This is a genomic window from Holtiella tumoricola (assembly GCF_027857615.1).
Lineage (GTDB): Bacteria > Bacillota > Clostridia > Lachnospirales > Cellulosilyticaceae > Holtiella > Holtiella tumoricola.
Genome location: NZ_JAQIFT010000016.1, coordinates 304,137 through 325,243, shown reverse-complemented (window position 1 = coordinate 325,243; position 21,107 = coordinate 304,137). Strand labels below are relative to the sequence as shown.

The 21,107-nt window shown below is 35.3% G+C and carries 15 protein-coding genes; all 15 read left to right on the top strand.

Going from position 1 to position 21,107, the window contains the following annotated elements; translation table 11 throughout:
• Positions 1–2 precede the first annotated feature (2 nt).
• The 15 genes from PBV87_RS05000 (at position 3) to PBV87_RS04930 (ending at position 20,716) form a co-directional block, all read left to right on the top strand.
• Positions 3–2,888, top strand: coding sequence for an extracellular solute-binding protein (locus PBV87_RS05000; protein ID WP_271011359.1), 2,886 nt, complete (start codon positions 3–5; stop codon positions 2,886–2,888).
• Between the two features lie 28 nt (positions 2,889–2,916).
• Positions 2,917–3,840, top strand: a complete 924-nt coding sequence (locus PBV87_RS04995; protein ID WP_271011358.1) for a carbohydrate ABC transporter permease — start codon at positions 2,917–2,919, stop codon at positions 3,838–3,840.
• 20 nt (positions 3,841–3,860) lie between these two features.
• Positions 3,861–4,748: a carbohydrate ABC transporter permease gene (locus tag PBV87_RS04990; RefSeq protein ID WP_271011357.1), complete on the top strand. Its 888-nt coding sequence runs from the start codon at positions 3,861–3,863 to the stop codon at positions 4,746–4,748.
• Between the two features lie 25 nt (positions 4,749–4,773).
• Positions 4,774–6,852 carry a YIP1 family protein gene (locus PBV87_RS04985; protein WP_271011356.1) on the top strand — a complete coding sequence of 693 codons (2,079 nt, stop codon included), beginning with the start codon at positions 4,774–4,776 and terminating at the stop codon, positions 6,850–6,852.
• A 54-nt stretch (positions 6,853–6,906) separates the two neighbouring features.
• Positions 6,907–9,444 (top strand): DUF5696 domain-containing protein, encoded by a 2,538-nt coding sequence (locus PBV87_RS04980; protein WP_271011355.1) that lies wholly within the window; start codon positions 6,907–6,909, stop codon positions 9,442–9,444.
• Complete coding sequence (locus PBV87_RS04975) at positions 9,434–10,327, top strand: carbohydrate ABC transporter permease (RefSeq protein ID WP_271011354.1); 894 nt, start codon at positions 9,434–9,436, stop codon at positions 10,325–10,327. The genes PBV87_RS04980 and PBV87_RS04975 overlap by 11 nt, the downstream gene beginning before the upstream one ends.
• 28 nt (positions 10,328–10,355) lie before the next feature.
• On the top strand, positions 10,356–11,300 hold the full coding sequence (locus PBV87_RS04970) for a carbohydrate ABC transporter permease (protein WP_271011353.1): 945 nt from the start codon (positions 10,356–10,358) through the stop codon (positions 11,298–11,300).
• Between the two features lie 66 nt (positions 11,301–11,366).
• Positions 11,367–12,854: an ABC transporter substrate-binding protein gene (locus tag PBV87_RS04965; protein ID WP_271011352.1), complete on the top strand. Its 1,488-nt coding sequence runs from the start codon at positions 11,367–11,369 to the stop codon at positions 12,852–12,854.
• 31 nt (positions 12,855–12,885) lie between these two features.
• The gene (locus tag PBV87_RS04960) at positions 12,886–14,310 is read left to right on the top strand and encodes a glycosyl hydrolase family 18 protein (RefSeq protein WP_271011351.1); all 1,425 of its coding nucleotides are present in this window, start codon (positions 12,886–12,888) and stop codon (positions 14,308–14,310) included.
• A 143-nt stretch (positions 14,311–14,453) separates the two neighbouring features.
• Complete coding sequence (locus tag PBV87_RS04955; protein ID WP_271011350.1) at positions 14,454–15,479, top strand: AraC family transcriptional regulator; 1,026 nt, start codon at positions 14,454–14,456, stop codon at positions 15,477–15,479.
• A gap of 257 nt (positions 15,480–15,736) precedes the next feature.
• Positions 15,737–16,807 carry an ABC transporter ATP-binding protein gene (locus PBV87_RS04950; protein WP_271011349.1) on the top strand — a complete coding sequence of 357 codons (1,071 nt, stop codon included), beginning with the start codon at positions 15,737–15,739 and terminating at the stop codon, positions 16,805–16,807.
• Positions 16,808–16,809: 2 nt separating this feature from the next.
• Positions 16,810–18,105 carry an ABC transporter substrate-binding protein gene (locus PBV87_RS04945; protein WP_271011348.1) on the top strand — a complete coding sequence of 432 codons (1,296 nt, stop codon included), beginning with the start codon at positions 16,810–16,812 and terminating at the stop codon, positions 18,103–18,105.
• Entirely contained in the window at positions 18,095–18,970 is an 876-nt protein-coding gene (locus tag PBV87_RS04940) for a carbohydrate ABC transporter permease (protein WP_271011347.1), read from the top strand. Before PBV87_RS04945 ends, PBV87_RS04940 begins: the two co-directional genes overlap by 11 nt.
• The gene (locus PBV87_RS04935; protein WP_053984417.1) at positions 18,963–19,790 is read left to right on the top strand and encodes a carbohydrate ABC transporter permease; all 828 of its coding nucleotides are present in this window, start codon (positions 18,963–18,965) and stop codon (positions 19,788–19,790) included. The genes PBV87_RS04940 and PBV87_RS04935 overlap by 8 nt, the downstream gene beginning before the upstream one ends.
• A complete protein-coding gene (locus PBV87_RS04930; RefSeq protein ID WP_271011346.1) occupies positions 19,787–20,716 on the top strand; it encodes a prenyltransferase in 930 nt (309 codons plus the stop codon). The genes PBV87_RS04935 and PBV87_RS04930 overlap by 4 nt, the downstream gene beginning before the upstream one ends.
• The last annotated feature ends 391 nt before the right edge of the window (positions 20,717–21,107 follow it).

Genomic DNA, 21,107 nt, shown 5'->3' with positions numbered 1-21,107 from the left:
TCATGAAGCGATTTAAGAAGTATGTGGCTTTAGGCTTATGTACACTTATGTTTTCGACAATAGTACCTGTTGCACGTGCTAATACCTATACGGATACATCTGAAGTTGCTACACAAGCTGTATTAAAAGCAAGTGACTATGAAGCTTTTTTAGCAACTTATGAGAATGCTAAACGTCCTACTAAGCTGGTAGAGTTTAAGATAGGCAATGAGCAACAAGCTTCTCCTATGATTGTTAATGATTATATAGAAGGAATGAAGGAGGGGGTTTATACCCAAGAAGGTGATCGTATAGTATGGACAGCCCAGGTAGAGGAAGCTGGATTATATGCCATAGAACTGGAGTATGTAGCAGAGTATGATAGAGGATCGCCTATACAACGTACTTTTTATATTAATGATGAAATACAGCATAGTGGTGCATTAGATGTAGAATTTGCAAGAACTTACATAGATAATCCTTCAGATATTGGAAAGCGTGACCAAAATCAAAATGAAATTAGGCCTTCCCAGTTGGAAGTGAAAAAATTACAAAAGGATTTTGTAAAAGATTCAATGGGGTATTATAGTGAACCTTACTTATTTTACTTAGAAAAAGGGATGAATACACTAACGATTGAAGGGGTAAGCGAACCGATGACCATTGGTAAAGTATGGGCAACCCCTTTAAGTGAAAAACAATCTTATCAAGATTATAAAACAAACTATCAAGATAAGAAATTAGCTGGGCAAGACACAATCTTTTTGGATGCTGAAAAAGCAAACTATAAATCTACACCAGTCCTTTATGCTCAGCACGATAGAACCAGTCCAAAGACTATACCATATGATGAAGATGCACAACTTCTCAATATGATAGGGGGGACCAACTGGAGTATACCTGGACAAAATTTAGTTTGGGAATTTGAAGTAAAAGAGGCAGGACTTTATACCATCTATTTAAAAGCGAAACAAAACTATAACCGTGACTTTAAGTCAAGTCGTCAGATTTCTATAGATGGAGAAGTTCCTTTTAAAGAATTTGTTAACTGGGAGTTTGGTTATCAACCTAAGTGGCAACTTGTAGAGTTAGGTGATGAGAATGGAGCGTATACGCTTTACTTAGAACCTGGTGTTCATGAGTTAAAGCTTGAAGCAAATTTAGGAGAGGTTACGACTCAGACAAGGAAAGTACAAGATATCCTTTTACAACTTAATAATCTTTATACAGATATTATGATCATTACAGGCGCTACACCAGATAGGATGAGAGATTATCGCCTAGGAACGCTGATGCCTGAGCTAACAGGAGAGATGACAAGACTAGCTGAGGAGCTACAAGCAGTAGCAGATTGGATGAGTGCGTATAGTGGTAAAGGACAAAATAATGCAGCTCTTGAAGTATCAGCTAGACAACTTAGAAAGATGAGTAAAGATGCAGATATCATTCCTAGAGAGTTAGACTTCTTCAAGTCCAACAATGGTGCACTAGCCAACTGGCTTGTAAAAGTGAGAGACCAATCTTTAGCGCTTGACTATATTGCTATTGTTTCTAAAGAGGATGTACAGTTAGCAACACCAAATGCAACGTTTATTGAACAGTTTATCTATGGATTTAAAAACTTCCTTAAATCTTTTTCAGATGATTATGCAACTTTAGGAACAACTACATCTCAGACAGAGGAAAGACCAAGTATAAAAGTATGGATTCCTACAGGTCGTGACCAAGCACAGGTACTACGTAAGTTAATTGATATGTATTTTACGCCTCACTATGGCATAGATGTAGACTTACAATTGGTAACAGCAGGCTCATTATTACCTGCTACAGTAGCAGGTATTGGGCCAGATGTAGCCCTAAGCATGGGAGATACAGAACCTGTTAACTATGCTGTAAGGGATGCAGTTATTGATTTGAATAGATTTGCTGATTTTGAGGAAGTGGCAAAGAGATTCTTACCAGAGCGTATGGTGCCTTTAACATTTGAAGATAAAGTATATGCTCTACCTGAAACACAAAACTTTAATGTTATGTTTTATAGGACAGATGTATTAGAAGAGCTAGGCGTGCAAGTACCAACAACTTGGATAGATGTAGTAGCTACTATTCCAATACTTCTTAAGAACAATATGAATTTTGCTCTTCCAGTATCTGTACCAAGGGCAGATCTTATTGAGGCAGGAACAAGTACATACTATACAATGCTTTTCCAAAATGGAGGAGAGATTTATAAGGATAATGGAATGGCCAGTAATATAGACTCGGAAATAGGGCTTGAGTCATTTAAGCAATGGACCAATTTATTTGTCAACTATGCCTTACCACAAGAGTATGACTTTTTGACTAGGTTTAGGACAGGGGAATCACCTATTGTTGTAGGGAACTTTGCAAACTTTAATACACTGATGGTATCTGCACCAGAAATTAAAGGACTTTGGGGATTTTCTCTTATTCCAGGAACGATGAAAGCAGATGGAACCATTGACCATAGCACACCAATATCAGGATCAGATTGTTTCATATTAAAGAATTCAAAAAACTATGATGCATCTTGGGAATTTATGAAATGGTGGACAAGTGCTGAAATTCAAGTGGCATTTGGGAAAGAGATGGAAAGTATATTAGGTCCATCGGCTAGATATGCAACAGCCAATCTTGAAGCATTCGGCAATATTCCTTGGGATAATGCGTTCTATAAAGTATTAAATGAGCAAATGAAGTGGGGAAGAGGTATAGAGCAAGTACCTGGGGGCTACTTTACAGGAAGACATATCAATAATGCATTCCGTAAGGTTGTAACCGGAAAAGGAGATATAAGAGAAACATTGCTCGATTATGTTTATGTTATTAATCAAGAGTTGATTGGTAAACGTAAAGAGTTTGGATTGCCAGTTATCGAACAGTATTAATCAAGCAATATACATAAGGAGGGCTACAGTGAATTTCATACAGATACAAAAAAAGAAGTTTTTAGAGGTGATGAAACAAGTACGCCTTAACTACGATGCCTACTTGCTCTTAGCACCGTTTGGGATCATATTTATTTTATTTACGTTATTACCCGTTGTGATAGCTTTATATTATAGCTTTACCTATTACAACGTTTTAGAGCCAGCACAATTTATAGGTTTTCAAAATTACATCAATTTATTTGTTAATGATGATGTCTTCTTGATTGCCTTGAAAAATACATTTATCATTGCTGCTATTACAGGGCTTATAGGGTATTTTGCTTGTTTCTTTTTTGCATGGCTTATTAATGAACTCCCACCAATACCAAGAGCAATCATGGTTATTATATTTTATGCACCATCTATCTCGGGCTCAGCCTTCTTAATATGGTCTATCATTTTTAGTGGTGATGCCTATGGATATTTAAATGCTATTTTACTTAACTTAGGTCTTGTCAATGCACCTATTAAATGGTTAACGGACCCACAGTATATGCTTACAGTAGTCATTATTGTTCAGTTGTGGATGAGTCTTGGGGCAGGGTTCTTATCTTTCGTAGCCGGATTTAAAATGGTAGACCAATCACAATATGAAGCGGGTTATATTGATGGGATTAAAAACCGTTGGCAAGAACTTTGGTATATTACATTCCCTTCTATGAGACCACAGCTTATGTTTGGTGCTGTTATGACAATTACTTCTTCTTTTACAGTAGCAGATGTTACTGCACAGCTTTGTGGAAGTCCAAGTACTGACTACGCAGCACATACCATATTGAATCACTTAAATGACTATGGTGGTGTAAGGTTTGATATGGGATATGCGTGTGCTATTGCAACTATTTTGTTTATCACCATGCTTGTGTTAAACCATATTATTCAAAAATTGCTTCATAAACTTGGACGTTAAGAAGAAAGGAGAATGTATCCTTGGTAATTAAAAATAAAACAATTAACAAGTGGCGAAAATCCATGGGCGCAAGAGTAGGGCGTTCAGCGACAGGGAATATGCTGAACTTAATCTTATTAGCTACTGTGGGATGCTTTATGGTACTGCCACTTGTCTATACCATTTGTAATGCATTTAAGCCAATGGATGAATTATTTAGATTTCCACCTAAAATCTTTGTGATGAATCCAACACTGACTAACTTTAGTGATTTAGGACTTTTACTTGGAGAGTCATGGGTACCTTTCCCAAGATATCTTTTTAATACAGTATTCATTACTGTAGTTGGACTTGGTGGACATATTATTTGTGCATCTATGGCAGCCTACGCATTAGAGAAAAGAAAATTCCCAGGAAGAGATCTTTTCTTTAAAATCATTGTATCCACATTGATGTTCACACCAGCGGTTACTCAAATTCCTAACTTTATCATTATGAAACATTTAGGGTGGGTAGATTCTTTAATGTCTGTTATTGTACCAGCATTTGGAGCACCTATTGGATTATACTTGATGAAACAATTTATGTCAGGAATTCCTGACTCATTGTTAGAAGCAGCTAAAATTGATGGTGCAAGTGAGTGGTATATTTTGTGGAAGATTGTAATGCCAAACTTAAAACCAGCGTGGCTAACCCTTAGTATGTTCACCATTCAATCTTTATGGAATGCTACAGGAGGTGTGTACATTTTCTCAGAACAGAAGAAAACACTTTCCTATGCTATGAGCCAAATTACAGCAGGTGGTGTAGCAAGGGCAGGAGCAGGAGCTGCAGTAGGCGTAATTATGCTTATTGTACCTATTACAGTATTCATCTTATCTCAAAGTAATATTCTTGAAACGATGGCGTCTTCTGGAATGAAAGAATAAAAATTAGACGAAAGGAGTTATGAGCATGAGAGTAAGGAAATTAGGAGTATGGCTTTTACTCATCGTAATGCTAATAAGTTCTACGATGAACGTCTATGCAGAAGAGGCCAATCAAAGTTATCTATATGGACCAAATAATTTTGTGAAAGCACCTGTAGCAGCTGAGCCGGGAAGAAATATTGATCATACCACAATGGGAACAACCAGTCTCAAAAAGCCTAGTGATTTATATGCTACTAACGAATATCTTTACATAGTCGATACAGGAAATAATCGTATTTTGAAGTTGGATGAGGACTACAAACTAGTCAAAGAATATACAGAGTATGAAGTAAAGGGAGTTAAAACAGCTTTTGCTTCTCCAGAAGGTGTATATGTAGATGAACAAGATCAGTTATTTGTAGCTGATACAAATAATAACCGTATTGTTAAGTTAAGTCCACAAGGGGATGTTATAGCCCTTTTTGAAAAGCCACAATCTAAAATGCTTCCAACAGATTTCAATTACTTACCTACGAAAGTGGTATGTGATGAAGCAGGGCGTATTTTTGTTTGTGTTAAAGGCTTCAATATGGGACTTATAGAATTAGATAGGCAAGGGGAATTTGTTCAACTTCTAGGTGCATCAAAAGTTACATATAGCATAACAGATGCTATATGGAGATTATTCTCTACAAAAGAACAACAAAAACGTATGGCAGCATTTGTACCAGCTGAGTACAACAATATTTCAGTAGATGCAGATGGCTTTGTTTATGCGACAACCGGTACAATGAGTCAGAACAATAAAGAAGGTATGAAGTTTGTACGTAAGTTGAATGCTAGAGGAGATGATGTTCTTAGAAGAATGGATTATGACTCTGTTTGTGGAGATTTGGAATTTTCTAATACAGGTTCTATAAAAGGTGCATCACAGATTGTAGATTGTTTGACACTTTCAGATGGTGTTTATGCAATCTTGGATCAAAAACGAGGAAGAGTATTTGTTTATGATTCAAGTGGTGTTATGTTATTTATTTTTGGAGAATTAGGTCAAACAGAAGGGACAATGACTTCACCATCTTCATTGGTCTATTTCAATAACCATTTCCTTGTATTAGACGGGGTGAAGAATAAAATTGTATCCTTTAATCTTACAGATTACGGTAGAACTATATTAGAAGCATGCCATTACCGAGAAAAAAATGAGTTAGTACAAGAAGAAGCAGCATGGCAAAAGGTTTATGCCATGAACAACAATCATCCTGTCATTATGCGAGAAATGGGTAAGATTGCTTATCATGAACGTGATATGGAATTAGCGATGTACTACTTTGAGCAAGGGGAAGATCAAGAAGGCTATTCAAAAGCTTTTCAGTTTTATCGTAGAGAATTGATTAACCAATATTTTACGCCTGTTGCATTAAGTATTATAGGGTTATTGATCCTTTATATGATTTATGGAATGTATAAAAAATATTGGTGCAAAAAAGAGAAAGTGGTTAAGAAACAGGGACCTTTTGCTTATGCCTTTTATGTTATTTTCCGTCCACTAGATGGTTTTTGGGATTTAAAACATGAAAAGCGTGGCAGTGTGAAAGTAGCAGCGGGGTTGATGGTAGCCTTAGGTGGTGTATTTATTATCCAATCCCTATGCACAAGCTTTATCTTCAATAAAGTTAGAATAGAAGATTATAACTTTATGTTTGATTTATTAAAAGCTTATGCACCACTTATTCTTTGGACTGGAAGTACTTGGTGTGTATCAACACTTATGGATGGGGAAGGATCTTATAAAGACATTATTATGGCGACAGGGTATAGCTTAACACCGATGCTTATCATATTACCTTGTGTGACATTGTGTTCTAACTTTTTGATTTTTGATGAAGGTGTACTTTGTACTTTCTTTATCAGTGTTGCTTACTTATGGGTAGGTATTCTACTTATAGCAAGTGTTATGCAAACACATAACTATAGTTTGAAAAAGACAATACTGGTTAGCCTTATTTCTTTATTAGTTATTGTGATAATTCTATTTATTTTATTACTTTGCATAGCCTTAATGCAAGAAATCTTAGCTTTTGTTGTGGATTTAAAAACTGAGATAGTGAATAGGTTGTAACCTGACCTAAGAGGCAGACTAAATTTAATAAATCAAGAAGAAAGGGGATTGCTTGTGAAAAAGATTATTTGGTTGCTACTTATTATAAGTACACTTTCTTTACTCACAGCATGTGCCACAGAGGAAGTAGCACATGTATTACCGGACGGTCTTATTGAGCCTAATACGACAGCCTTTTCTGATAGTGATGAAGCTTATAAAGTTGTAGCAGAAAATGAATTTCTAGCGCTATCTTATTGGGAAAGTGCAGCTCAATTTATGATAACCAATAAGAAAGATGGCTCAACATTTAAAACAGTTACAAGTGAACCTGCTGTAAATGCTGAGAAGTCTTTATTTGAGGTTTATTATGTAGATGAAAAGAATAATTTTTCAAGAATGTATAGTCATTCAGACAGTGTAGCAAGAGGGCAGTATAGTGCTGAACTTATAGAAAATGGTATAAAAGTTGGGTTTACATTAGGGGAAGTTGCTCAAGATGTATTTTGCCCACCAGCTATGAGTAAAGAACGCTTTGAAGCTATTATAGAAAAAATTGAAAGTAGTTTTGATCAACTTAGATTTAAGCAAAGTTACTTTTTACCAGACCTTGAAAAGGTCTCATCAGAAAAGAAAGCGTCTTTATTAAAAGAATATCCTAACTTAGAGAATGAACCATTATATGTTTTAACTCAAAGTAATCTACCAAGTAGCATGCAAAAAGAAATTAGTAGAATCCTAGAAGCTACAGGGTATACACAGGAAGATTATGAGGTCGATATGCAGCATGCAGGAGAGCTTAAGACAAGCAAAAATGTTGCTTTTCATATCAATATGTGTATGACTCTAGATGGTGATGAACTTAAGGTGAGTATACCTGTAGAGGAAATGATAGAGGTTAATGGTGGAAAAATCTTAAGTTTAACGCTACTCAAAAACTTTGGTTCACCTGAATATGGGGAAGAAGGACAGTTCCTCTTACCAGATGGTTCAGGGTCTTTAATGACATTTTATAATGGAAAAGATAGTGCAGGAGCCTATAGAGTACCTATCTATGGTTCAGATAAAGCAATACCTGTAGAGGAGCAGATCTTCCGACCAGAGCAAGCCTATCTACCTCTATTTGCAACACAATATACCAATAAGGCAATGCTAGGGATGGTAAGTGAAGGAGAAGCCTTTACAGAGATTCATGCTTGGCCTGGTAGTGACATTGCCCATGCAACAGCTTATCCAGTATTTAATGTGAGGCAAATGGCTAAGTCATACTTACAAGGTTCACAAAATGGTGCAGAAGCATTTAACCTTTTGCAAAAGAAATTATATGAAGGTAATTTAACTGTTACATATCATTTCTTTGATAAGAACAACTGTGGACTTACTGATATGGCAAAATACTATGCCAATGAGCTATTTGATGGAGGTAAAGAAGCTATGCAAACTCTGTCACCTTATATTTATTTAGAATTTATAGGTGCAGTTGCCAATAAAGAGGGTGAATTTTCATTAGGTAGTGGAAAACTAGAGACTTTCACAACTCTTGCACAAGTAAGAAGTATTGTAGAAGATTTAGTTGCAGAGGATGTAGGACCTTTAGTTGTTAGACTTTTAGGATTTGGTGAAGATGGGTTAGATGATGTAGCAACACGCAACTTCAAATTGAATAAAAATCTTGGAACACAAAAAGAGTTAGAAGCTTTTATGGAGTGGACTAAGGCACAAGGTATAGAACTTTATATCGATGTAGACCCACAATATGTTTATAACCCTGGAATGTTAGACAGTTTTTCTAAATCTAAGAATGCAGCTTATTTGATTACTAATGAATATGCAATGAATTATCCTTACTCACCTAATACGTTAAAGGTCAATAAACTTGAACGATCAAGTTACATTTTGAATCCAGTAACGGTTGCACAGGTAGCAAAAAGCAATCATGAAGCAATTATGCAAATAGGAGAGAGTGGTATTTCACTAAGAGATTTAGGGGTGCAGCTTAATTCAGATTTCAAGAAGAAGACACCTATTGAAAGACAAAATAGTATGAATATGATAGAAGCTGCTATTGCCGAGATCAATGAAGGACAAAAAATAGTAACAAATGGAGCGAATGCCTACGTATTGCCTTATGTAGAGCATGCTTTAAGAGTGGCATCAGCAAAAACTCAATTTGATAGTGCAGATCAGACAGTACCTTTCTTACAGATGGTTTTAGGAGGCAGAGTAAGTTACTCAGATATTCCTGTAAACTTATCTACGAACTCTTCAGAGTTTGTGACACAAAGTATAGGAGTAGGTGCAGGATTTACGTATGTATTAACTGGAGAGCCTAATAAATCTCTTAGAAAGACAACACATCCAGAGTACTACTCAACACAATATGAAACCTGGAAAGAGGATATCTTAGAGAAAAATAAACTTTTACAAGAGCGTACAAGTTATTTAACAGGGGACATAAAAACCTATGAAGTTTTAGATAAAGATAGATACAAAATGACTTACACAGATGGTGGATGGATTGTGTGTAATGGTTCAGATCTACCTTACATATATGGTGGGCAAGTGATAGAACCTTATACATATGCGATAGGAGGTGGCACAAATGGCAAGTAAGAAGAAAGTTGTTTCATGGGAGAAGAAAAGGAGCCGAATGGGTTATGTATTTATTTTACCTTTCATAATAGGTTCCATTGTTTTCTTACTCATACCAGTAGTGACCTCTTTGATCTATAGCCTTTCTAAGCTAACCGTTAATACAACAGGGTATGAACTAGAATTTGTAGGTCTGGCTAATTTTAAACAGCTGGTCTTAGTAGATCCTGTCTATCGTAAAGTACTTGTAGAAGCCCTTACAGAGCTTATCAATGTACCTATTACTGTTATTTTTAGCTTCTTTATGGCAAGTTTACTTAATCAAAAGTTCCGTGGAAGAGGGCTTGTAAGAGGGATCTTTTTCTTACCAGTTATCTTATCTTCAGGAGTATATATTCAGCTTGAGAGAATGGATCAGCTGGTTTCTCAATACGCACAAACAGGTCAAGATGCGTACTATTTCTCAGGTGCTTTTATTAACTTATTAAATATGATGGATTTAAATCAAGAACTTATTTTATTCTTAACCAGTTCAGTAAGTAGAATTGGAACGATTGTAGCTATGAGTGCTATTCCTATTGTTATTTTCTTAGCTGGTTTCCAAGCTATTTCACCTTCTATATATGAAGCAGCCTATATGGAAGGTGGAACAAAATGGGAAATTTTCTGGAAGATCAGTTTTCCAATGATCAGTCCACTTATTCTTGTATGTGTTATTTATTCTATTGTAGATAACTTTACAAAGTCTTCAAGTGTCATGATTAACTTGGTACATAGAACAATCTTTACTGAGTTTAAATTTGGATTAGGGTCGGCAATGGTATGGATCTTTATTGTAGTGGTATTTGCAATTATAGGGGTGGCGTATGCAGCTATTAATAAATATGTATTCTACTATGATTAATAAAAAGAAAGAGGGAAGGAGTGAACAGATGAAAGTTACAGAACATGCACGGGCGAAAGCATTAAAGAATACACGAAATTTTTTATTTAAATTTGGCCGGGGCATTTTACTTTTTGGTATTTGCTTTGTTATTCTTTATCCAATTATGACTAAGTTTATGATCTCTTTCATGAGTGTAGAGGATGTCTATGATAACTCAGTGCGTTATATTCCAAGGAATTTTACTCTAAGTAATTATGGAAATGCCTTTAAAATATTGGAGCTAAAAAAGATTATGTGGACATCTTTTTTAGTCCCAGGGGTATTATCAGCTATTCATATGTGTGCAAGCACAGTAGTAGCTTATGGATTTGCTAGGTATAACTTTAAATTCAAAAACTTTTTCTTTGTTCTTGTAATATTGGGAATGGTTATCCCACCGGATCTAGTGCTTTTACCACTTTATATGAGATTTAGATACTTTGATGTGTTTGGAATCTTTGAGCTGTTAACGGGTTCCACACTAAACTTACTTAATACGCCGTGGCCACAGGTATTATTAGGTGCCACCTGTACAGGGCTTAAAAATGGTTTATATATTTTCATTATGGTGCAGTATTTTAGAGGTCTTCCAAAAGAGCTAGAAGAAGCAGCGTATGTAGATGGAGCAGGTACTTTTGAAGCATTTATCAAAGTATTTCTTCCAAGTGCTAGACAAATTATGATGACAGTATTCTTATTCTCATTTGTATGGCAATGGTTAGATGATATTTATACTTCAGCATTTATGCAAAATGTAAAGATCATGTCAACTCAGCTCCTACGTTTATCTAATACAGACTTAGGTAACGCTATGGGCATTCAAAATACAGCAGAATTTAGTTTAATGCGAAATGCAAGTATGGTTATTGCCATGCTACCGGTTTTAATTCTTTATTTGATTTGTCAGAAATACTTTACTGAAAGTGTAGAACGTAGTGGATTAACAGGTTAGGTAAAAAAAATTAAATGAGAAAATGAGCTTATAAAGCTTCATTTATATTAAAGGAGGAAATCTTTTATGAAAATTTTAAACAAAAACACAAAAAAAATGTGGGCAACATCTCTTTCTGTTATGTTCTTATTGACAGGATGTGGTACAACTCAAAATGTTGAAACAGCAACACCAGCACCAACAGACGACAAAGTTGTAACACAAGAAGCAGAAAAAAGTGAAGAACCAACAGAACCACTTAGTAAGACGGATCAAGCAAAAGCTGATTTAGACTTTGGTGGTGAAACGATTGTATTTTGTTATCCTCCAGGATATGGCATGATTGATACAGATGGTACTTCGGTATCATTAGCACGCCGTGATGCAAAAATGAAAGAATTAGAAGAAAAATATAATGTAAAAATCTTACAACGTGATGATGCATCTACATATTGGGAGAACATGGTAACGAGTATTGCATCTGGTTCTCCAGAAGGACATATTATGGTAGCTCAAGAAAGACAATTACTTTCTTGGGTAGAAGCAGGTGCAGTAGCAGACTTAACAGCTGCAATGGAAAAGACAGGTGTAGATTTTACAGATACAGAAAAATACTCACAAATTGTAAGAAAGTACAGCAGCTATAACAATGGCCAATATGGATTTAGTGATCCAGCACCGTATGTATCTCAAGCTTACTGGTTCTATAACAAACGTATTTTTGAAGAAATGCAATTAGGTGATCCATATGAAATGGTAGAAAACAAAGAATGGACTTGGGACAAAGTAACTGAGATTGCTCAAAAAGCAACAAAGCGTAAATCAGATGGTACCATTGAACAATATGGTCTAGGAACAATGATGTTAACCGATTTATTAGGTTCATTATGTCAATCAAATGGTACAAATATGGCTACTTTTAATGATGAAGGGAAAGCAGTTCTTACTCTAGCAGAAGCAAAAGGTATGAAAGCATTTGAGCAAATGTCAGACTGGCTATTTAAAGATAAAGTCGCTTTATTTAATGATGGTTCATTAGATTGGGATGCTACAATTAATGACTTTATCAATGGTAATGTAGCGATTATGTGTGGCACAAATCCTGTATTAAATACTGCTAAAGGTACACCTATGGCAGACGACTTTGGTATTGTACCACCTCCAATGGGGCCAGATGTAACAAACTATACAATGGGTGGCTCTATGGGACAGTTCTACTTCATTCCAAAAACATATGAAGACATGGCAGATAAACTTCTTTTATTAATTGATGATCTTTATGAATTACCAGAAGGTATGACACGTGCAGATACTGTAGCTGAGTCTTATGCAACACATGTACGCGATGAACAATCTTTAAAATATTACACAGATATGGCCCTTAACTTCGATACTTCAGTATATGAAATTGCTATTATTGCAGGATTAGATTGGTCATCACCATCTATTATGGAAGTATGTAATAAAGTGATTAAAGGAGAAGGCACACCAGCGGATGTAATGGAACAAAATAAAGTACAAATGCAAACCTTATTAGATGATAAATTTAATGCACTTAAATTTACAGGTAAATAAGACAAAGTAATGAAATGGGGAAGTTGAAGAGATGAGATTAAAAAGTAGAATGCTTATAGGTGGGATTACCCTATTAAGTTTAGGGATAGTAGGCTGTACAGGAACAATGTTGGCAAGAGAAGCTACAGAGCAGGAAGTTGCAGTGACAAAGTCTGACGAAGCAGTAGAAGAAATAATACCAGAAGTTCAAGAAGCGGGTATTACCCTTCTTGAACTAGAAGGTGGTATGCAAGAAATCAATCTTGTTGAACTTAGTGAAGTAGGAAGTAATGTAAGAAAGTTTCACTTAGAAGCCAAGATAGATGATGAGTGGCAGACCATATACAACAATGATCTTATTGAAGCACACCACCTTTGTGTGCTACCAGAAGATGTTACAACGGATGCTATTCGTCTAGTAGTAGAAGAAGAGGTTGCACCTACGCAAATAGCTTCTATATCTGCTAGATATCTAGAAGGTATAGAAAGAGAGCAACCTTTTACTAACACTGCTTATGTAAGTAGTACTTACTTTGAACATGATTGGGATGTGATTCATCCAAAGAACTTTGATTCTCTCACAGATATTATTATGATTGGTAACTTCTCATTTAATAATAGAGGGGAATTCATTGTTATTGAACATGAGCCAGATGGAACAGGTGGTACACCTCATCTTTTTGATAGCGAGTACGCTAAAACAAAGTTCCCAGAGTGGCAGGGAAAAGTAACGAGAGATTTAGACGATGATGCGAATGTATGGGTATCCATTACTTGCTTTAAAGGAGAGCCAGACGGTTCACCAAATGGTGCAACAGATGTATTCAATAACCAAGAAGTGCGTAAAGCTTTTTTAGACCAGTTAGTAGCATTTGCTAAAGAATATAATATTGCAGGATATGATATTGACTGGGAATACCCTGCAACAGCTAGTCAGTGGAAAGATTATAATAACTTAATCTTAGAAGCTTCAGCACTTTTTAAAGAAAATGGTTTGATGATTTCATCTGCACAATCTACAGGTACAGGCCTAAGTTTAGAAAGTTTAAATGCACTAGATCGTATTAATATTATGTCTTATGATAACTATGCGACGACCAATAATCATTCAACTTTCTATAATAGTGCAGTAAAGATTATTAAAGAATTTAAGAATAAAGGAATTGAACCTCATAAACTTATTCTTGGATTACCTTATTATGGTGTGAAAGTAGATAGCTATTTTGAACAATGGGATTATAAACATATTTACAACCAAATGATGGAGGCTAATGAGTATGATCCTGGTGTCAACTTACATGGTGGATGGGGCTTTAATGGGGCAAATCTTATAAGAGATAAAGTAGTTTATGCCATTGAGCAAGAAATTGGTGGGGTATTCTGTTGGCAAATGAAAAATGATATTGAAACCTTTGGAGATGGTGCTTCTCTTGCGACAACAACAAGTGAGACCATCGATAGATTTATAGAGGATTAAAAAGTCAGTCAGTGATAGAAGTAAGATTCTATTACTGACTGACTTTTTTATTGTCAAAACGGTAAAATTTTAGTTATAATAATATAAAATAGATGCAAAATTTACTAAAAGTTAGCTTACTATAACAGGTTAGGGGGACTATAATGAATGAAATAAAATCAAATTTATTTATTGAAGATTTTCCGCCAATGGAAAAAGGGTTTTATTTTTTTGCCGAAGAAGCAACGATGAAACAACCTCTTATTTCAGCTCAAAAAATTGAAGAGGGGGAAATTTATACAATAAAAATAGTAGGTCCGGGGCAATTAGAATTTAAGGAAACACAAGATAGCGCATTAAAGGTTATGCTTAATGAAATTATGAAGTATTCAAAATATGAAGGTTATGACGGGGAAATTGATAAATTATATTTTCATGCGCACAATGGATTTGAAATTTCAATGGTTTTATCTGGGGAAGGGTATTATTTTGCTGAGGGGAGAGCGATTAAAGTGGAGGCAGGGTCGGTTATTGTATTTAACAGTTTAATGCCCCATGCGTGGCTTGCAAATCCAGATAATCCCCCAGTACAAAAGACATTTACTTTTTATCATAGACTTTTTTTAGAGAGTGAATTAGCAAAAGAGCAATCTATGCTTATTAAGGAATATTTACAGTTACTTACAGTATTGGATTTGCATGGGGAACAAGCTAAGGAAAGCTTTAATATACTAGAGATGATGTATGAAGAGTTTGTCAATAAGAAACCAGGTTATCATGAAAGTATTAAAAATCTTCTTTTAGTATTTTTCATTTATAATATGAGATCAGGGATGAGAAAGCATAATGTAATACAAGTTCGCAGAAATGGAGCAGATGTCCAATTAGACAATGCTGTACAATATATTAAGAACCATTTTCATAGGAATATTACTTTAGAAGATGTAGCAAAGCAGGTCTATATGCATCCAAATTATTTTTCTGCGTCATTTAAGAAGAAGTATGGAACAAGTTTTGTAGACTATGTAAATGCATTAAAAATAGCAATGGCTATAGAGCTAATGGAAAGTACAGATATGCCTATTCAACAAGTGGCAAGTGAGAGTGGATTTAGCTCATTGTCAAATTTCTATAGAGTATTTAAAGGACGTTATGATATTAGCCCAGCCAAATATATTAAACAAAACTGATATGAGTAATGAAGTAAATTATTAAAGATGAAGATAGACCAAGCTTAGGAGAAGATTCAGTAGATAGAATTATCTCCTAAGCTTGGTCTATTTATATTTTGGAGAGGTTTGTAGTTTGGCTATGCATACTTTTAGTATAAAAGTATATACTAACTTAAGAAAATTCCCTTAAATTGACAACGTTTCTCAAACTATATATAATGAGTTAGTTATAAAAATAACATATGTTATTTACAGAAATGACGGGGGTGAGGCGAATGGAAGACGTTTTATTCCAGAATGTTTCAAAGCAATATGATCAACATAATGAATATGCTTTAAAAGATTTTACTTTACAAGTGAATAATGGTGAACTTATTGTTATTGTTGGACCAAGTGGAAGTGGTAAGTCTACTTTACTAGAACTTATTTGCGGATTTGAGGATTTGACGCAGGGGGATATTTTGATAGAAGGTCAATCTATTAAGGATAAGCTTCCTAAAGATCGTAATGTGGCAATGGTTTTTCAAAACTATGCTTTACTACCTCATTTGAATGTGTACGATAACATTGCTTTTGGTATGCGTATTCGTAAAGAATCCAAAGAAAAGACTAAAGAAAAAGTAGAGTGGGCAGCAGAACTTTTAGAACTTACACCTTACTTGAAAGTAAAACCTAAGAAATTATCAGGAGGACAAAGGCAAAGAGTTGCATTAGCACGGGCAATGGTAAGAGAACCTAAGCTTTTTCTAATGGATGAACCACTTTCTAACTTAGATGCTAAGTTAAGAGACACAATGGTACAAGAAATAAAGGCCTTACATGATACATTAGGTGTAACGATGCTATACGTTACCCATGATCAAGTAGAAGCAATGACAATAGCAGATCGCATTGTTATTCTTAACGAAGGAAGTATACAACAAGTTGGAATACCAAAAGAAGTCTATCAAAATCCTAATAATCTTTTTGTAGCTCAATTTATAGGAAGACCTGCACTAAATATTTTTACATGTCAAAAGACTACAGAGGGCATTACATTAGAAAATGAGATTTCGATTTTGGCAGATGTAACCAATCTGTATGCAGGACAAACTTATTTATTGGGTATAAGAAGTGAACACATAGACTGTGTGACTGAAGGGGAGCATTTAGAAGCTACTCTTATAAAAATAGAGTATTTAGGAAGTGAATCTTTGCTTCATCTACAATATAAAAACTGTAAATTTACAGTAAAAGACTATAGTGATAGAAATTTTGAGATTGGTGAACAAGTTAGAGTCAAATTGAATGTGGCAAAGGCACATTATTTTGATAGAGTAACACAACAAAGGATAATGGAGGATTAAATATGAAAAAATGGATGGCAATATTACCACTTATTCCGATGGTATTTACAGGATGTGCAGGGAATACACCAAATGAAGGACCAGGTACAAATGGTGAAACAGTAGTAGATGAAATTGGTGGAACAATCACTGTTGTAACATCTCGTACAGATGCAGATATTCTTTTTGCAGATATTGAAGAAGAGTTTAAAGCACTTTATCCAAGTGTAACAGATATTATTTGGGAGTCTTCAGCAGACTACAATAACTATATTACGACTCGTATGAATACAACAGATTATGGCGATGTCCTTTTCGTTCCATTTAGCATGTCAGGTGAACCTGAAATGTACCCAAACTATTTTGAACCACTGGGTACAGTAGATGAACTTGGAAAAATGTATATTGATGTAACAGAAGCTGACTATGATGGGATTGTATATGGTCTTCCTACGGCAATCAACTCATTAGGAATTATTTATAATGAACAAGTACTTCAAGCAGCAGGCGTTGAAACTTTCCCAACAACCATGGATGAACTTCTTGATGCATGTCAAAAGATTAAAGATAACACAGATGCGATTCCTTTCTTTACAAATTATGAAAAAGGGCTTGGTACTTGGGGTGGAACCCTTTCATCATTTGGTGGGGAAAATTTTAAAGCAGATACATTAGATAAAGGTACAGCTTTTGCAGAAGGGCAACCTATTAGGCAAGTAATGGATCTTTTCTATGCACTTACAGCAAATGGATTTACAGAGCCAGATCCAGTAACACTTGATTTTGCACAGGGTAAACAAATGATTGCAGATGGAAAAATTGCAATGATGATGAAAGGTTCACAAGATGTGAAAGCCATTGAGGAACTTTCAGAAGGTAATGATATTGAAATCGCACCAATCCCAGTTCAATTAAATGGTAAAACAAGTCTTGCATTTGGTGCACCTGAAGTTGTAGGAATCAATGTAAACAGTACAAATAAAGTAACTGCACGTGCTTTCCTTAATTTCCTTATTTCTGAAGAAAGTGATTATGCAGATGATTTAGGTGGAATGTCTCCATCAATTGCTGATTTTACAGATGAAGAACAAGCACTTTTTGCAACAAATAATATTGTATTAACAGCACCACCAGTTACACCTGAAGTAGAATCACTTTATACAAGCATTGCTAATGAAGTAGGTGTAGCAAGATTAACAGATGTATTACAACATGTTATCAATATGGGACTTTACCCAGATCAATATGGCACATATGAAGCATATGTTGCAGAACTTGAAGCAAGTTGGGCTAAAGCTGTAAGCGAATATGCTAAGTAACCAAACTAAAAAAGAAAGCCGTCTTATTGGCTGCTTTCTTTTTTGTCCTTTACTTTTACTTTTGACATTTGGCATATATCCTATTTTTGCTCTTATCGAGTATAGCTTTACTTCATGGAATGGGCTTTCTCCTACTAAGACCTTTGTAGGATTTTCAAATTATATCAAAATCCTCTCAGATCCTAGTTATATTAGGGTCTTTTTGAATTGCATGGTATATTTCGTTTCAGGTCTTATTCAAATTGTGATAGCGCTTTATTTTGCAATTTTACTTTCTACTAAGGTAAAAGGGAAAAACTTCTTTAAAGCATCATTTGTTTTTCCTTCTCTCATTAGTGGAATGGCAGTAGCCATGCTCTTTCGCCTTTTCTTTAGTCCAGGAGGAAGTTTTGATAGTCTATTAACTGTTCTAGGTCTTGGTGAGCATACAAGATATTGGCTTGGAGATCCTAGGATGGTGAATTATACATTAGGTGCAATATCTATATGGAGGCACACGGGTAAAAGTTTTATTCTTTATTTTGGAGCAGTACAATGTATACCTTTAGAACATTATAGATTAGCAGAAATAGAAGGGGCATCCGGCTGGCAAAAGGTACGAATGGTCATCTTGCCAGGGATACAAATTGTGCTCAAAATCAATTTTATTCTTCTGACTATAGGTGCTATTTCAGCTTTTGAATTGCCACTCATTTTAACCAATGGGTCAAATGGCACCATGACTTTTTTACTACAAACTATGAAGGCTGCTTTTGAAAAGAAGATGTTTGGTCTTGCTGCAAGTATGGCAGTTATTGTAAGTCTAGTTATCTTAGTTATTACAGTGATACAAAATAAATTATATAAAGGGGAAGAAGATGATTAAGAAGATAGCAGTCAATATTATAAAATATGGTAGTTTGCTTCTATGGAGCTTTATTATATTCTTCCCTCTTATTACGTTATTTTTTGGAAGCTTCAAAACGTATAATGAGTTTACAAATACATCTGGATTAATCCCCCCAGAGAGTTTTCTAAATTTTGATAACTATAAGCGTGCCTTTATAGAAGGGAAAATGCTTATGGGGTTTACCAATACGTTTATTCTTATTTTATTTGGCGTAGGGGGAAGTATTATTATAGGTTCTATGGTAGCCTATGTCATTAATCGTTTTGACTTTAAGTTTAAGAAGACTATATTATTTGCTTATTTATTAGTCTCAATAGTACCTTTAGAAATTTCTCAGGTGGGGACATTTAAGTTGATGCATAAGTTAGGATTATATAACAATTTACTAGGGCCTATTGTATTGTATTTAGGAGCAGATGTATTAATGGTTTATATTTATCTGCAAGCTTTAAGTAAGGTGCCCAAAGAAATTGATAAGGCAGCTTTATTAGAGGGAGCTTCATACTTCCAGATTTATAGAAAGGTGATCTTCCCACTTTTGAAACCAGCAACAGCAACAGTAGCTCTTTTAAAGATGATAGCTATTTACAACGACTTTTACATTCCTTATCTCTATATGCCAGGAGAAAAATTAAATACAGTTTCTACGACAATTCATAGATTTGTAGGACCTAATCAAACAGACTGGCATGTGATTAGTGCAGCAATTATTATAAGTATGATTCCAATGCTAATATTATTTTTTGCGCTACAAAAATATATTTATCAAGGCATAACAGCAGGGAGTATTAGATGATGAAAGCATTTTTTAGACGTGCATATACCGTTATGGAAGTAAGAACAGGTTTTGCAACAGGGTTGCCTATATTAAGTGGAGGCCTTTTTGGTGCGTACTTAAGTGGCAACTTGAAGTTGTTACCGTTACTTTTCTTCTTCATTAGCGGTTTTAGTTTTAATATTGTGGCAAACGTAGCTAATGAAATTAGGGGGTATTTAAAGGCAGAGGAAGATGAGTCAACCTTTACATATCACAAGGGTAGTGAAGGGCTGGTACGAGGAGAAGCAACTTTAAAAGATGCTTGGATTGTACTAGCTGGATTTTTCTTGCTAGCAAGTGGAAGTGGGCTTATGGTTGTCCTTCTCACAAGAAGTTTGTTAGTACTTATGATGGGAGTTATTGGAGCATTAGCAGCAGTAACCTATTCTCTAGGACCCAAACCCTATATTGTTTATCCAATAGGAGAAGCAGTATCGGGTTTTTTGGTAGGTGGTGTAAGCAGCTGGATTTCAACCTACTTACAAGTAGGACATATTACAACAGAAGGCACACTTTATGCAGTTATTCCAATGATTATGACTGTATTCCTTATGTCTACAAACAATACTTCAGATTATGAAAAAGACAAAGGTTCAAGGGTGACACTACCACATGTTATCGGATTTAGAAATTCTATTAAGATTCTCATTCCAGAAGGTATAGTTATGGTTGTATGTTGGATCAGCTTATATCTTCTAGGAGGGATCACATGGTGGATGATGTTGACAGGTCTTGTCATCTTCTATGAATATGGATATAGACGTTGGTACAAAGATTATTACAAAATACAAGAGGTCTACCCAACTATGGGAAGAGAGTGGGGACCAAGACCACTTTTACTTATCTATAGCTTTAACTTGATTCTTGGCGCTGAGTTTTTACTTATGCTTATGGCAGGGCGCTAATCAAATAAATATTTTATGGAGTGAAAACTTAGTAGTTGAGGTAGACCGGTCGGCACTACGTATGTGCTCTCCCTTTCGCTTTTGCTCAAATGGACTAAGAATGTGTAAACTCCTATTCAGTCAGAACGTGCGAAAACTCACTAATGCTCAGACACTCGCATAAAAGCCTTCCTTCATATTCGTTAACACATTCTAAGCCCATTCTCAATAAAAGCTACATGGAGGTCACCCACGCATCACCACCCTTTTCTACTCAGTTAGGTAAGTTTTCACTTCCAGTAGTTCACCGTGGTGAAGAGATAGGAGTAAATGTTTCTTCTTTCAGGGCAAAACCTTCAAGTGTTTGATAAGGCTCCTTCGTCGTTTGTTCCTGATCTCAGCCTATCTTAAA

Coding starts and splice junctions, on each gene's coding strand:
- PBV87_RS05000 (WP_271011359.1), top strand. CDS start 3: ATGAAGCGATTTAAGAAGTATGTGGCTTTAGGCTTATGTACACTTATG.
- PBV87_RS04985 (WP_271011356.1), top strand. CDS start 4,774: ATGAGAGTAAGGAAATTAGGAGTATGGCTTTTACTCATCGTAATGCTA.
- PBV87_RS04975 (WP_271011354.1), top strand. CDS start 9,434: ATGGCAAGTAAGAAGAAAGTTGTTTCATGGGAGAAGAAAAGGAGCCGA.
- PBV87_RS04970 (WP_271011353.1), top strand. CDS start 10,356: ATGAAAGTTACAGAACATGCACGGGCGAAAGCATTAAAGAATACACGA.
- PBV87_RS04965 (WP_271011352.1), top strand. CDS start 11,367: ATGAAAATTTTAAACAAAAACACAAAAAAAATGTGGGCAACATCTCTT.
- PBV87_RS04960 (WP_271011351.1), top strand. CDS start 12,886: ATGAGATTAAAAAGTAGAATGCTTATAGGTGGGATTACCCTATTAAGT.
- PBV87_RS04955 (WP_271011350.1), top strand. CDS start 14,454: ATGAATGAAATAAAATCAAATTTATTTATTGAAGATTTTCCGCCAATG.
- PBV87_RS04950 (WP_271011349.1), top strand. CDS start 15,737: ATGGAAGACGTTTTATTCCAGAATGTTTCAAAGCAATATGATCAACAT.
- PBV87_RS04945 (WP_271011348.1), top strand. CDS start 16,810: ATGAAAAAATGGATGGCAATATTACCACTTATTCCGATGGTATTTACA.
- PBV87_RS04940 (WP_271011347.1), top strand. CDS start 18,095: ATGCTAAGTAACCAAACTAAAAAAGAAAGCCGTCTTATTGGCTGCTTT.
- PBV87_RS04935 (WP_053984417.1), top strand. CDS start 18,963: ATGATTAAGAAGATAGCAGTCAATATTATAAAATATGGTAGTTTGCTT.
- PBV87_RS04930 (WP_271011346.1), top strand. CDS start 19,787: ATGATGAAAGCATTTTTTAGACGTGCATATACCGTTATGGAAGTAAGA.